We start from the raw sequence: 13098 nt of genomic DNA on the forward strand, positions 1-13098 counted from the left end.
GGCTACTTCGCGAGCTTCGCGAGCAGCTCCTTGAAGAGCACGTCGAAACTCTTGTCGGTCGCCTCCACGGGCTTCTCGGCAGCAGGTTTGCTCTCCGTCATCACCTTCGGAACCAGCACTGTGCCCCGAACCGATGTCATCTCGGGGTCCACCGGGAACCACTCCCGCAAGGATTCGCTGAGAGCGGCGACGGCGAGCAGTTCGTCGACCTCTGTCAGGTGCGGCTCGCTCGAGACCTTCGTCCGTACCGCAGCATCCACCTCGCCCAGGGCATCCGTGACCTTCTTGTATGCGGCGGTGAGGCCTTTGAGCTTCTCCGGGTTCAGGGCGAACTCGTCAGCGGCCTTCTCGAGGTCGCGCGACCCCGTGCCGACCTTCTCCGTCGCCGCCACGAGAGGGTCTGGGTGGCCGGCCCGCTGCGCGATCCTGATGGACGCTCTCGTCGCATTGCGCATGACGGTGCGCCCCCTTCTCCCGCCCATATTGCTGGCCCCGGAGTTGCTCATCACGGACTCCCTTGCGTCGAAGTGAACTGGACCGCTCGATAGCACGCGAGCGAGTACGCGACGATCGGATCGCGATCGAAGTCGCCGCTCGCAGCGAGGGCAGCGCGTTCGCACGCGTTGCGGGCGGCAACCGTCGGAAAGCCGCTCGCTCGCTCGGATGCCTCCTCCCATGCCCGGAGCTCTGAGCGGAACCTCCGAGCGGTGAGCACCTGCGGCGGATCGAGCGAAAATGGCGCTCTGGCCGCCACCCGGAACTCGTCGAGCAGCAGCAGTTGGCGTCTGCGGATTGCGGTCTTGGGCGGTTCGCGCTTCGTCAGCGGACCACCGAAAGTCTCGCGCCGAAGCCTCATGTACTCGGCGTCGATCACCGCCTGCTGATGGATGAGGCTCCTGCGGCGCAGGGTTCCGGCTGCCTTATAGGCGGCCTCCGCGTTCACCGCCGCGACGACGCGGGTCTGCAGGAGCCGGACCAAGAGGCCGTTGCGCCGCATGCGCCACTTGCGCACACCGTATTGCGCGACGACGAAGTCGGACTTGCCCTCATCGCGGGGATGAGGCCCGCCCGAGAGGTTCGTGCGCATCCACTCGGCCGCACCGTCCCAGCGATTACGCCCGCGCCGAAGTTCCTCGAGAATCGCTCGATCGAGGAAGTCGCGATATGTGACGTGAGGTCGCGGGTTCTTCGGGTCGTGGAATGTCGGATCGCGGTAGGCGAAGTTGGCGAGCGTCGTCCAGGCTGCGCGGTTCTGCGGATCGAGTTCAACGGAGCGGGCGAGAATCGGGATGCCCTTCGCCCGAGTTCCACGGTTCGTCGAGAGCGCGCTGCTGGCAACGTAGTGAAGCGCGATGGATTCGCCGTCGGTGGCACCCGAGAGGTCGGCGTCGTACTCGGAGCGATACCGGGAGCGGAGCGAGGCGATGAGCTCTCCGGCGATGCGCGCAGCGAGCAGCTCAGCGGCGGTCAGCTCGGTGACGTCTGCGAGTTCCTCACCGAGCTTGATCCTCTTCGCCTTGATCAGCGCGCCATTGCGCGAGATCGTGACCGATGCCGACTTGTCGCCCATGTTCTCGACGGCGACGCGCCACGGGGTGGACCCGAGGATGGCGGTCACCGCAACCTGGAGCGTCGCCACGAACTTGTTCTCGGAGAGTTCGCTGACCGCGTTCGCCGCGCTTGTCAGGTCGGTGCCTACCGGGAACTCGAGCCCGCGATTCGTGCTCCCCGCCATGCCGTCCATGGCCGCCATCACGTGGGCGGTGTCGAGGCCCGTTCCGTCGCTGCTGCTCTCGAGCTTGATCGTGACGCCTGCGCGCGTCGCGAACGCGAAAGTCAGGGTCGCCACCGTGATCAACAACAGCGCCAACATCAGCCACCAGAATGGCGAGCGCCAGGTGACTGCCTGGAGGAACGCGGCAAAGCCGAAGTCTTCGCCGTCTACCCGTTGACCCTTGTACGGGCCGTCCTGGGCGATTACCCACATTCCTCGCAGCGCAACGAGCGCGGGAGCGATGACGGCGAGCGACAGGCCCACGATCCACGCGAAGATCCGCCATCCGCGCAGCGATCGCGGGTTGCGCAAGCCCGGAACCAGTGCCAGCAACCGCCCGAGTGCCAACAGCACGAGTGCGAAGACCCCGACAAAGGTGACGATCGGCACGAGCAGATCGAGGTTCTTGCTGAACAACGTCCATAGTGCCCCGAGGCTGACCTCGTAGTACTCCGGGTCCGGCGCACCCGCTGGCGCGAGGCATGTGGCGATCTGCGCGGCGCTCCAGCCCTGGTTCTCGAGCAGCTCGGCGGCGATGCGCAGTGCGTCGTCGCCGCCGCCTTTCGCGAGAGCTACGGCGGCATCGCACATGCGCTCAGCCGCGAACGCGGGCGTCGCAGGGCCGAACGCCAGCACCGCGGCACCCACGATGGCACCGACGCCGGCCTTCCCCGAACCACGTCGCCAACCAGGCATGACGGCCCCCACCGCTTCCCGGAAATCCCCGAATAGCGCATATCGTGGCCCTGCCCCGGGCGGCGCGTCAAGACCCTCGTCGACCGAAGGGGCAGCATCCGTCAATCCGGAATCTTGCGCCGCTCCATCAGGTGCACGATCGCGAGGCCGATGGCGGCACCCAGCACATTGGCGACGATGTCGCGCAGGCTCGGCGTGCGCTCCGAGAGGAGCAGCGCCTGTCCCGACTCGATGACGAGCGTCGTGGCGAGGGCCATCGGCACGACGAGTCCGCGGTGCAGCGGAAGTACGAGCGCCAGCAGCACCCCGAACGGCACGAACAGGGCGACGTTCGCCGTCGTCTCGATGAGGTCGTACGTCAGCCACGGAACCGTCCGCGTGATCGCGGCCAGGAGGGCTGAACCACCCCGATCCACTGGTACCGGCCAGAACGCGATGAGTGCGAGCAGCACGCCATAGATGACGAGCAGACGGATGCCTCGCCCCTGCGTGCGACGCAGGTGCAACGTTGCGACGGCCGCGGTGGAAGGCTGCGCGGGCGCGAGGGTAGGTGCGTCGGTGATGGCGAACTCCCCTCGGTCGGGCGCCGCGACGCTGCCGCGCAGTGCGGCGATTCTACTCGGCACCGGGTGCGGGCGAGAGTGGGTGCAGATGTATAGAAAACACGTTCGATTATTGGATGAAGGCTCTACGTGAAGTCCGTGGACGCTCGAGAGGCGTCGGAAGTGGATGCTCGCCCACTGGCCCCAGCGCAACTGGCGACGTGGAGGCTGAGAGACTGCGGCCGGGGTGGTGTCTGTCGTCTTCTGCAACAGCCTCTCCTGGACTCGACCGAACAGTCGGATGAGCAGATTTACTCGAACAAATCTTTGACACTCGGACCTACGTCCGATACGCTGAGTGCATGACCAGCGCACTGTCGTCCCTCGCCGAGGCGATCGACGTTGCGCGGGGAATCCTGCCCGACGGGCGCGACATCGCATCGCTCGCCCCGGCCGAGCTCATCGCCCTCAACGAGCAGATCGGGCGGGGCAAACGTCTCGCCGAGAGCGTTCAGGCGCTGGTGGCATCCGAGATCCAGCGGCAGTCCCGGCCCGAGCTCGGGCCCGACAGCCTCGCGAAGATCCAGGGCTTCCGCAATCCCACGCAGTTCATCGCGGCGACGATGGGCACGACGACCGGCGACGCAGCCCGCCTCGTGAAGGTCGGTGAGGCCACGACTCCGCGCATGCTGCTCTCAGGCGACAAGGCACCCGCGCGGCACCCGCACGTCGGGCAAGGTCTGAGCGACGGCCGGATCGGAGCGCAGGCGGCGTCGGCGATCATCGCCATGCTCGACCGCGTCGCGATCCGCGCCGGCGCCGAGAAGGTCGACGAGGCCGAGAAGCTCCTCGTCGAGCAGGCCGCCGGACTCCCCCTCGACGCCCTGTCGAAGCTCATCCTCCGCGCCGAGGCCTGGCTCGACCCCGACGGTGTCGCGCCCCGCGAAGCCGACCTGGCCGCCGAGACCGCGCTGACGATCCGCCGCGATCGCTCGGGCATGATCATCATCAACGGCAAGTTCGACCCTGTGAGCGGCGCGCCGGTCGTGACCGCACTCGAAGGCATGGTCACCGCGAAGCTCCGCGCCCAGCGCGACGCCGAGAACGCCCGAGTCACGCCGGCCCCCGATGCGCCCGCGGCGCCTCTGCTCGATGAGACGACGGATGCTGAGCGCCGCACGATCCCGCAGATGCAGGCCGATGCGTTGGTGAGCATCTGCGAACACGTCCTCGGGTGCGACGAGAAGGACCTCCCCCTCAACGGAGTGACGGTGGTCGTGCGCATGGACCTCGAGACGCTCCGCGAGGGCATCGGCACCGCCGAGATCGACGGCATCGACGCTCCGATCTCGGCCGCCGCGGCCCGCAAGCTCGCGTCGAGCGCCTCGGTGATCCCCGTCGTGCTCGGCGGCGACAGCGAGATCCTCGACTGGGGTCGCGAACGACGGCTCTACTCGAAGTCCCAGAAGCTCGCCCTCGGCGAGCGCGATGGTGGGTGCGCCGGGTGCGGGCTTCCCCCACAGTTCACGAAGGTGCATCACATCCGCTGGTGGGCGCGAGACGCCGGCCGGACAGACCTCGACAACGGGGTACTGCTCTGCGAATCGTGCCACCACCGGATACACGACAACGGGTGGGACGTTCAGGTCTCTGGGACCGGCCGAAAAGCGAAGGTGTGGCTCATCCCACCCGTCTACGTCGACCCCGCACGCACTCCGCGCATCGGCGGGCGCGCTCGCTACGACTTCGCCGCCGTCTGACCGTCGAGCGGACGAGCCGTGCGCGCCTCCGGGATCGCGGCCGCCCCGCCCCGCGAAGCGCGGGAGGGAGCGCCCGTTATCGTGGGCCCGTGCCCACCGATGTCTCGACCGACGCGACGGTTCTGCTGCGCCTCGACGAGGCCGACGAGCTCGCCGCCGCCTGGGTGTGCGCGCTCGCCGAGAGGCGAGGCATCCGTGCCCTCCTCATCAAGGGGCCCGCGCTGCACCTCCACGGCCTCCGCGAGGAGCGGGTGTCGGCCGACGTCGACCTGCTCGTCGAGCCGGCACGATTCGAGGAGCTGTGCGAGGCGATTGTCGAATCGGGGTGGGCGACACGACCCTCGGGATTGATCGGCGAGCTGACGACCCTGCATTCAATCACCTTTATGCGTGACGGGTGGCCGTGCAATCTGGACGTGCACAGCTTCTTTCCGGGCTTTCTCGCGGATCCGGCCGACGTGTTCAAGGCGCTCTGGCGGCACCGGTGGACGATTCCGCTCGCGCATCGCAACTGCCTCACGCTCGACAAAGTCGCCGGCGCTCTCGTGCTGGGGCTTCACTCCATGCGTGGCACGACAATGCAGGCTCGCCACGCCGAGGAGCTCGAGCAACTGATTCGCACGCCGTTTACCGCCGATGAACGCACCGACCTCGGTACCCTGGCCCGCGAGACAGGATGCCTTGCGACGCTCGAGATCGTCCTCCGCCGCATCGGGGTGGATCTGGAGCCATCTGCTGCAGAGCTTGCCTCACCCGATCTTCGAGAATGGCGCGAGCTCGTCAGCGCGGGGTCCCACGGCTCGTATCTCTGGTTGCGGGCACTTCGGAAGTCGCGTTGGCACGATCGTCCGCGCCTCCTGTGGCGCGCGTTTTGGCCCTCCCGGCGCGACCTCCTGATCGCCCGGCCCGAGACAGTCGACACGCTTCGCGGACGGACACGCGCGCGGCTCGCCCGATGGGGTCGCGGCATCCGTTCCGCCCCTGCGGGAGTGCGGGCAGTCTGGACCCACCGCCGCGGCGTCAGCCGATAACGAGCCAGAGCACGCAGACCGCCGCGAGGAACGCGGCCGCCACGCAGATGAGCCACATGGGCGCCCCGCCGTACTCGCGGAGCAGCCACGGCTCCTGCCCGATCTCGTAGCGCCGCCGCCGACGTCGCGATTTCACCATCCCGCACCTCTCCCCTTGGTACGCGACGCCGTCGTCACGAGCACAACGTATCCGCGTGCGGTTGCCGATCGGCGACGTGGATGTTTCGTACTCGCCGCCGGACGCTCAGGATCGCGTAAAGAAGCGGATGCTGTTACCCAGCGTTAACGGGGCCCCTCGGCCATTCCGCTAGGGTGAGGGTCACGTCGGTTGCCTGGGGCGACCGCACGGCGGGCGAGGGGTCGCCCGTTCTGTTCACGGCTGTGGGAGCCCGAACGCCCGTCAGCCACGACTGTTCTCTGGGGGAACACAGTGACCGACACGCTCGCGCGCGCCATCGCATCTGCCGACGACCACACGATCGACCGCCGCAAGCTGCTCAAGGTCGGTGCCTGGGCCGCTCCCGTCGTAGTGCTGGCCGCCGCTGTACCTGCTGCGGCCGCGTCGGGCACCACCCAGTTGAGCGTCACTGCGGGCGCGACGCTCTTCTACACCTGGACCGACACCACGCCGACCGGTATTGGCGGCGCCGTCACTCTTGGCCTGGCACACACAGCCGGGTCGGGCGGCTCAGCGACACCCGTGTCGATCGTGGTGAGTGTTGACGCCTCCGGCCTGGCCGCCGCAAATGCCCCGACCGTAGTCTCAGGCGCGGGATGGACACCAGCTGGCGTGTCTGGTCCCACCAACGGACGACTGAACTACACCTTCACCTACGCTCCTTCCCTTGCCGCTGGAGGGTCGACCGCCACCCTTGTGTTCGTGGTCCCGGCCGCCACCGGCTTCTCGCAGATCTCCACGCGATCGTGGACGATCGCGGCCTCTGGCACGGGCGTTAACGCCACCGTCAGCGGGGCAACGGCGACTGGGACTGTGGTGAGCTCGATCGCCGCCGTCACGGGCACACCGAACCCCAACCCGTCGGGTAAGACAGCCACCATCTCGGCGTCAGCGACCGCCGCGATCAGCGTCAGGCCTCGCCTTTCCGTCAAGCGCACTCATCAGAGCGATCGATTCGACGGGAAGGCGGACTGGTCTCTCTCGACCGAAGGCACCGGAAAGACCGCCACCGACATCGCCGTTGGGCCGGCCTTCTCTGGTGCCGACACCCTTCACTTCCCCACATACGTAACGCAGAGCGGGCTCGGCGGCCACGACTACAAGATCGACTTCCTTCTGGGCACCCATCCTGTCGGGTACTACAAGCCCGGAGTTCTCTAGCCCGTCGTTATGCCCGGACCGGTCGCCCCACCGCGGCCCGCGTGGCAACGGGTCCTCGGCAGCACGTGGTTTCACCTCGCCGCCGCATTCGTTGTCGCAGGGCTCTTGCTCTCGTTCGTCGTGAAGCCGTACTGGGTGCCCTCGGGATCGATGGAGACCACCCTCGAACCCGGTGACCGCATCCTCGTGAACCGACTCGCCTACGTGGGTGCGGAGCCGGGCGCCGGCGATGTGATCGTGTTCGATGCGGGCGAGGGGTGGGGCGAGGCATCCGTGCCGACTTCCCATCCCCTCCGGTGGGTGGGCGAAGTCACCGGCTTCGGACCCTCAGGACCGCACACCCTCGTCAAGCGGGTCATCGGTGTGCCCGGGCAGACCGTGGAATGCTGCAGCGCCGATGGGCGCGTCGTCGTCGACGGCGAACCGATCGACGAGCCGTACGTGACGAACGACCTGGCATTCGAACCGGGCGGGCTCGACTGCGACAGCGCGCCTCGCTCGACTCGTTGCTTCGCCCCAGTGCTGGTGCCGGCGGACTCTTATCTCGTACTCGGCGACAACCGCGCGGGATCATCGGACTCGGCCGCACAGTGCCGCATCGAGGATCCGAACGTGGCCTGCTGGCGGTGGGCAACACGTGACGGCGTCGTCGGCAAGGCCGCCGTGATCCTGTGGCCCATCAATCGCTGGGCGGGTCTGTGAACCGCCTGCTCAGCCGGTGAAGACGAGGTCCTGATCGCGGAGGGTTCCGAGGAAGGACTCGACGTCGTCGCGGATCGCGTCGCCATCGACCTCGGCTGACGCGGCCACGCGCGCCACGATGTCGTCGGAATGACCCGGACCGGCGGTGAGCGCGATCCAGATCAGCGCAGCAGAGCCCTCGAGTGCCAGCGGCGAGGCCGCGGGATCCGCGAGAGCCAGCACGACCACGCGCGAGGACTCGCCCGTCCAGGCGACGTCGTCGTGGATGCGCCAGAGCGCCGGGTCCGCAGCCTCGGCCGGCGACGAGACCTTCAGGACGCCGGCCGCGACCAGCTCATCGACGGCGGCTTCGACGGCGACTGTGGCGTCCTTATCCTCAGGAGCGCCGTGGGCGGAAACCGCAGCAGCTGTCAACGCCTCGAGGCCGACGCCATCGGCGGCGCGCCACAGCGCGGGAGCGATGCCCGCCAGCACCCGCACCGTGCCGACGTGCTCGGCGTCGACGTGGAACAGGGCCACGCGATCGGGATCGGCGAGCGGCAGTTCGTCCAACGGGGCGACGCGATGGAACACCCGATCCGCGGGCGAACCGGCGATCGCCGGCTGCCCCGGAGACACCGGCTTCGACACGCGCGGCTCCGACGGCGAGGCCGCGGCCAGCTCGGGGAGGACTGCGACGAGGGCCGCAGCATCCGTGTAGGACACCCGACGCACGCCACCGACCGACGCGACGTGCGCGGCGATCGTGCGCAGCGACGCGGGCAGGTTGGTGAGATAGCTCGACTGGGCCACGAGCTCCTCGAGCGCATCGCCGAGGTCGACATCCGAGATGATTGCGCCCGAGACGTCCTCGCGTCGGTCGAGCAGCACAACCCCGGCGAGCCGCAGGGAGGCGTCGGGCAACGAGCCCAGCCCCAGGGCCGAGGGCGGGCGCTGCGCCTTCTCGGACTCGCCCGGCTCGATGATCGACAGCGGCTTGCGGTACGGGTGCACGCGACCCGACGAGTCGATCGCCACCGTCTCGTCCGACACGTATCCGTACGCAGAGCCGAGTACCCGCGACGCCGTCGTCTTGCCCCGACCACTCGGACCCACGAGAGCGACCACACGGCCGTCCGGCAGGGCGATGCCGGCGGCGTGCAGCATCCACAACCGTCCGCGTCGGGCCTCGATCGCCGCAAGCGTCACGCGCTGGGACAGCGACGACAGCAGAGAGCGGATGCTGCCACCCGGCTCCGCCACCACCTCGATGTCGGCGACGCCCGCGGTCGCAGCATCCGTCCATGCCTCTTCGACAGCAGCCCGCGATTCCGCGTCCAGGTCGTCGCACACGATGCCCACCCGCACCCCGAGGGCAGCGATCACGAGGTTGCCGGTCACACGCGGTAGTGTACGGGGGACTGGGAGGGGGCCCATGGAGCTGCGGGATTACCTGCGCATCTTGCGAGCGCATTGGCTCGCCATCGTGATCCTCACCCTCCTGGGCGTGGCCGTGGCGTGGGGGTGGACCGCCCTGCAACCCAAGGTCTACACGGCGAACGCCAGCGGGATCGTCACGGCGACCAACGCTGGCTCCGACACCGGCTCATCCCTCGTCGGCGACCAGCTCGCTCGCAGCAAGGTCACCTCGTACGTCGAGCTCGGCTCATGGCGCGCCGTCGCCGAGTGCGCGATCGACGAGCTCGGCCTCTCCACGACCCCCGAGTCCCTCGTCACCCGCGTGGATGTGTCGAACCCGCTCGACACCGTCATCGTGCGCGTCACCGCGAGCGCGTCGAGCCCCGAAGAGGCCCGCGACCTCGCCGAGTCGTGGCTCGGGTGCATGGTCGAGCAGATCAACACCGTAGAGGGCACCGACGAGACCGGCACCGCCGCCGTCACGCTCGTCACGGGCGACTCCGCCCGCCTGCCCACGGCACCCTCGTCGCCGAACGTGCGGCTCGCGCTCGCCCTGGGTGCCCTCGTCGGGCTCGCCCTCGGCATCGGCTACGCGGTTGTGCGTCATGTGCTCGACCGCCGCCTTCGAGACCCGCGCGACATCGAACGCGAGACCGGCGTGCCCGTCGTCGGAACACTCCCGGTCGACAAGGGCCTCAGCGTCGAGCGCGGCATCGCCGACTTCGAGAGCCAGCACTCCTCCTCCGCCCCGCTCGCCGAGGCGATGCGCGAACTGCGCACGAACCTGCAGTTCATGGACGTCGACAACCCGCCCCGCGCGATCGTCGTCACGAGCCCGCTGCCCGGCGACGGCAAGTCGACGATGGCCGCCAACCTCGCGGTGAGCCTCGCCGCCGCGGGCCGCCACGTCGTGCTGCTCGACGCCGACCTCCGCCGCCCCATGGTCTCGACGGTGTTCGGCCTGCCCGACGGCGCCGGTCTCACCGACGTCCTCGCCGGACGCGCCGAACTGAACGACGTCGTGCACAACGTCGGCGCGAGCCGCAACCTCGCCGTCATCACCGCCGGCCGCGTCCCGCCGAACCCCAGCGAGGTGCTCGGCTCGAACCGCATGCAGGCGCTCGTGCGCAGCCTCACCGAGCATGCCCTCGTCATCATCGATTCACCGCCCCTTCTCCCGGTGACGGATGCTGCGGTCCTCACGACCGCCGCAGACGGAGCGCTCGTCGTGGTCAGCGCCGGCAAGACGACGTACGACATGCTGCACAAGGCGCTCGCCAACCTCGGCAAGGCCAACGCGCGCGTGCTCGGCGTCGTACTGAACCGCGTGCCGCGCAAGAACGGCGGCTACTACGGCTACCAGTACCAGGGCGACTACGCCGGAGCCGATACCCGCTGAGCTCGGAGCGGTTGTTCGGACCGGCCCCGTAGGGTGGAGCGGTGACCGACTCTCCCCTGCCCCGCTCCGTGCGCCGCGGGGGCGTCGTCTTCGCCGCCGTCCTCGGCGGCCTGCTCATCCTCGCGGTGGTCGCCACCGTGTGGATCGCGGTGCGCGGAGCTCTCGCCTACAGCCATCTCCTCGACGCCCAGCAGACCGCGGCCGCGGTGCGGGAGAACCTCGCCGATCCCGCCGCCGCGAGTGACGCGATCGCCGCCCTCGCCGCCGACACCGGTGCCGCGCACGCGATGACCTCCGACCCGGTGTGGAATATGGCCGAGGGCCTTCCCTGGGTCGGCCCGCAGCTGGCCGCGGTCGCGACGGTCGCGGAGTCACTCGACGGCATCACGAGCACAGCGCTTCAGCCGCTCTCAGAAGTCGCCGCTTCATTCAACGTCGATGCGCTGAAGCCCCAGGATGGCCGCCTCGACCTCGCGCCCCTGCAGCAGATCAGCGGCGCCGCGCAGACCGCGAGCGACGGGGTCGGGGCGGCGGGAGCATCCGTCTCCTCCATCGATCGCACCGCGCTCGTCGCACCCGTCCGCGAAGCCGTGGACGAGGTCGACGCACTCCTCGTCGAGGCCGGCACCGCCACCGACGCCCTCGCCCGGGCGACGCAGCTCATCCCCTCGATGCTCGGCGCAGACGCCCCGCGCGACTACCTCGTGCTGTTCCAGAACAACGCCGAGTGGCGGTCGCTGGGAGGCATCCCCGGCGCGATGGCACTGATCCACACCGAGGGCGGGGCGATCAGCCTCGCCGCGCAGGAGTCCTCGAGCGACTACCCCCGCTACGACGGCGCCGTGCTGCCGCTCGGCGACGAGATCACGGCGATCTACGGCGAGCGCCCGGGCCGCTGGATCCAGAACGTCACGCAGGTGCCCGACTTCGCGGTCAGCGGCGCGCTCGCCCGCGAGATGTGGGCACGACAGCACGGCGGGCAGCAGGTCGACGGCGTGATCACGCTCGACCCTGTCGCGCTCTCGTATCTGCTCGAGGCGACCGGCCCGATCACCCTCCCCACGGGAGACGTGCTCGCCCCCGATAACGCGGTGCAGCTCCTCCTGAACGACGTCTACTCGCGCTACACCCGCCCCGCCGACCAGGACGCCTTCTTCGCCATGGCGGCGGCCGCCGTGTTCGCGAAGCTCTCGGGGGGCGACGTCGACCCGGCCGCGCTCGTCGGCGCGCTCACCCGCGCGGGCGACGAGGACCGCCTGCTGCTGTGGAGCACGCACGAGAACGAGCAGAGCGTGCTCGCCGACACGACCCTTGCGGGTGGCCTGCCCGTCTCGGACGACGAGGCCGCGCGCTTCGGCGTCTACGTCAACGACGGCACCGGCTCGAAGATGGACTTCTACCAGAACGCGACGACCGCGCTCGAGTGGTCGAGCTGCACCCTCGACCCCGCGGGCACCGCGACGGGCGACGCCGTGCTCACGGTCACGATCGGCAACACGGCGCCGGCGGATGCCGCCTCCCTCCCCGCGTACATCACGGGCAACGGCGGCTTCGGGGTGCCCGCAGGCATCACCCGCACCATCGGCTACCTGTACCTGCCCGAGGGCTTCGAACTGGTCGACGCGACCATGTCGGACGGCACCGGATTCGGCGGCGGCACCCACGACGGGCGCCGGGTCGTGAGCTTCGCGATCGACCTGCCGCCGGGCGGATCCACGACGGCGACGCTCACCGCACGGGCGAGCGAGCCGGTCGCCGCGACGCTCGAGGCGGTGACCACGCCGACGCTCACTCCGCCGGCCGCAGTTGCCGCGGTGTGCGGCGGTTCGTAGACTGCTCCCGATGCCCCACATCACTCGATCGACCACGCCCCGGCTCCTCCCCCGAGCCGCCCTCGCTGCGACGCTCGCCCTCGGAGCGGTCCTCGCGGTACCCGCCGCGGCCAACGCCTCGACCATCTACCCGCCCTCAGGCTCGTGCACCGCCACCCCCACGGCGCAGGCCGGCGGCACCATCGCTTTCGAGTGCAACGCCGAGACCTTCTCCCCCGACGAGGCCATCACGATCACCGTCACCGGTGAGAACGGCGCCGCCTCGCGCATCGGCATGCTGAAGTTCGCGATCACCACCGCGAGCGGCAACGCCTCGTCGGAGGCCGACGGCTCGCTCGCGGCTGTCGACATCACGCTTCCCTCGAACGCCACGGGCACGTACAACATCGCCGCGGTGTCGTCGACGTCCGCCGGCGGCACCGCCGCCGTCACGATCACCGGCGCCGACGGACTGCCCGCGACGGGCCTCGACCAGGGCCAGACCCTCGGCCTGTGGATCGGCGGCGGAGCGCTCCTGCTCGCCGGCGCCGCACTCGCGGTCGTCGCCGCAGTACGCCGCTCCCGCGACTCGCGCTGACCCGCGACTCCGGTCCGCGCCGCCGTCGGGGCCGACGACTATCGTGAT

The 13098-nt window shown here is 69.5% G+C and carries 12 protein-coding genes; 7 read left to right on the top strand and 5 right to left on the bottom strand.

Going from position 1 to position 13098, the window contains the following annotated elements; all coding sequences use genetic code 11:
- Positions 1-2: 2 nt before the first annotated feature.
- From ACLBXX_RS13005 to ACLBXX_RS13015, 3 genes are all read right to left on the bottom strand, one after another.
- Positions 3-392 carry a hypothetical protein gene (locus ACLBXX_RS13005; protein ID WP_447658366.1) on the bottom strand — a complete coding sequence of 130 codons (390 nt, stop codon included), beginning with the start codon at positions 390-392 and terminating at the stop codon, positions 3-5.
- 113 nt (positions 393-505) lie between these two features.
- Positions 506-2422 (bottom strand): hypothetical protein, encoded by a 1917-nt coding sequence (locus tag ACLBXX_RS13010; RefSeq protein ID WP_447658367.1) that lies wholly within the window; start codon positions 2420-2422, stop codon positions 506-508.
- 149 nt (positions 2423-2571) lie between these two features.
- A complete protein-coding gene (locus tag ACLBXX_RS13015) occupies positions 2572-3096 on the bottom strand; it encodes a VanZ family protein (RefSeq protein WP_447658368.1) in 525 nt (174 codons plus the stop codon).
- Positions 3097-3374: 278 nt separating this feature from the next.
- Between ACLBXX_RS13015 and ACLBXX_RS13020 the strand changes: the two genes are divergently transcribed.
- Together ACLBXX_RS13020 and ACLBXX_RS13025 are read left to right on the top strand one after the other, a co-directional pair.
- The gene (locus ACLBXX_RS13020; RefSeq protein WP_447658369.1) at positions 3375-4772 is read left to right on the top strand and encodes a DUF222 domain-containing protein; all 1398 of its coding nucleotides are present in this window, start codon (positions 3375-3377) and stop codon (positions 4770-4772) included.
- Positions 4773-4861: 89 nt separating this feature from the next.
- The gene (locus ACLBXX_RS13025; RefSeq protein WP_447658370.1) at positions 4862-5803 is read left to right on the top strand and encodes a nucleotidyltransferase family protein; all 942 of its coding nucleotides are present in this window, start codon (positions 4862-4864) and stop codon (positions 5801-5803) included.
- Here the strand turns inward: ACLBXX_RS13025 and ACLBXX_RS13030 are convergent.
- The gene (locus tag ACLBXX_RS13030) at positions 5793-5942 is read right to left on the bottom strand and encodes a hypothetical protein (protein ID WP_447658371.1); all 150 of its coding nucleotides are present in this window, start codon (positions 5940-5942) and stop codon (positions 5793-5795) included. The two genes, ACLBXX_RS13025 and ACLBXX_RS13030, sit on opposite strands and share 11 nt — an antisense overlap.
- Positions 5943-6233: 291 nt before the next feature.
- On the opposite strand from ACLBXX_RS13030, the gene ACLBXX_RS13035 reads away from it, so the two are divergent.
- Entirely contained in the window at positions 6234-7142 is a 909-nt protein-coding gene (locus tag ACLBXX_RS13035) for a hypothetical protein (protein WP_447658372.1), read from the top strand.
- Between the two features lie 9 nt (positions 7143-7151).
- Entirely contained in the window at positions 7152-7844 is a 693-nt protein-coding gene (gene lepB, locus ACLBXX_RS13040; protein ID WP_447658373.1) for a signal peptidase I, read from the top strand.
- 9 nt (positions 7845-7853) lie between these two features.
- On the opposite strand, the gene ACLBXX_RS13045 is transcribed toward lepB, so the two are convergent.
- Positions 7854-9224 (bottom strand): PqqD family peptide modification chaperone, encoded by a 1371-nt coding sequence (locus tag ACLBXX_RS13045; protein WP_447658374.1) that lies wholly within the window; start codon positions 9222-9224, stop codon positions 7854-7856.
- A gap of 34 nt (positions 9225-9258) precedes the next feature.
- On the opposite strand from ACLBXX_RS13045, the gene ACLBXX_RS13050 reads away from it, so the two are divergent.
- Genes ACLBXX_RS13050 through ACLBXX_RS13060 form a run of 3 tightly spaced genes read left to right on the top strand, consistent with a single transcriptional unit; the run spans position 9259 to position 13050 of the window.
- Positions 9259-10641, top strand: coding sequence for a polysaccharide biosynthesis tyrosine autokinase (locus ACLBXX_RS13050; protein ID WP_447658375.1), 1383 nt, complete (start codon positions 9259-9261; stop codon positions 10639-10641).
- 41 nt (positions 10642-10682) lie between these two features.
- Positions 10683-12473, top strand: a complete 1791-nt coding sequence (locus ACLBXX_RS13055; protein ID WP_447658376.1) for a DUF4012 domain-containing protein — start codon at positions 10683-10685, stop codon at positions 12471-12473.
- Positions 12474-12483: 10 nt separating this feature from the next.
- Positions 12484-13050: an LPXTG cell wall anchor domain-containing protein gene (locus ACLBXX_RS13060; protein WP_447658377.1), complete on the top strand. Its 567-nt coding sequence runs from the start codon at positions 12484-12486 to the stop codon at positions 13048-13050.
- Positions 13051-13098 lie beyond the last annotated feature (48 nt).

The sequence above is a fragment of the Microbacterium sp. C23T genome (assembly GCF_053345975.1).

What these genes read in the sequence shown, in the direction of transcription:
- ACLBXX_RS13020 (WP_447658369.1), top strand. Translation starts at nt 3,375, where the DNA reads ATGACCAGCGCACTGTCGTCCCTCGCCGAGGCGATCGACGTTGCGCGG.
- ACLBXX_RS13030 (WP_447658371.1), bottom strand. Translation starts at nt 5,942, where the DNA reads ATGGTGAAATCGCGACGTCGGCGGCGGCGCTACGAGATCGGGCAGGAG.
- lepB (WP_447658373.1), top strand. Translation starts at nt 7,152, where the DNA reads ATGCCCGGACCGGTCGCCCCACCGCGGCCCGCGTGGCAACGGGTCCTC.
- ACLBXX_RS13050 (WP_447658375.1), top strand. Translation starts at nt 9,259, where the DNA reads ATGGAGCTGCGGGATTACCTGCGCATCTTGCGAGCGCATTGGCTCGCC.
- ACLBXX_RS13060 (WP_447658377.1), top strand. Translation starts at nt 12,484, where the DNA reads ATGCCCCACATCACTCGATCGACCACGCCCCGGCTCCTCCCCCGAGCC.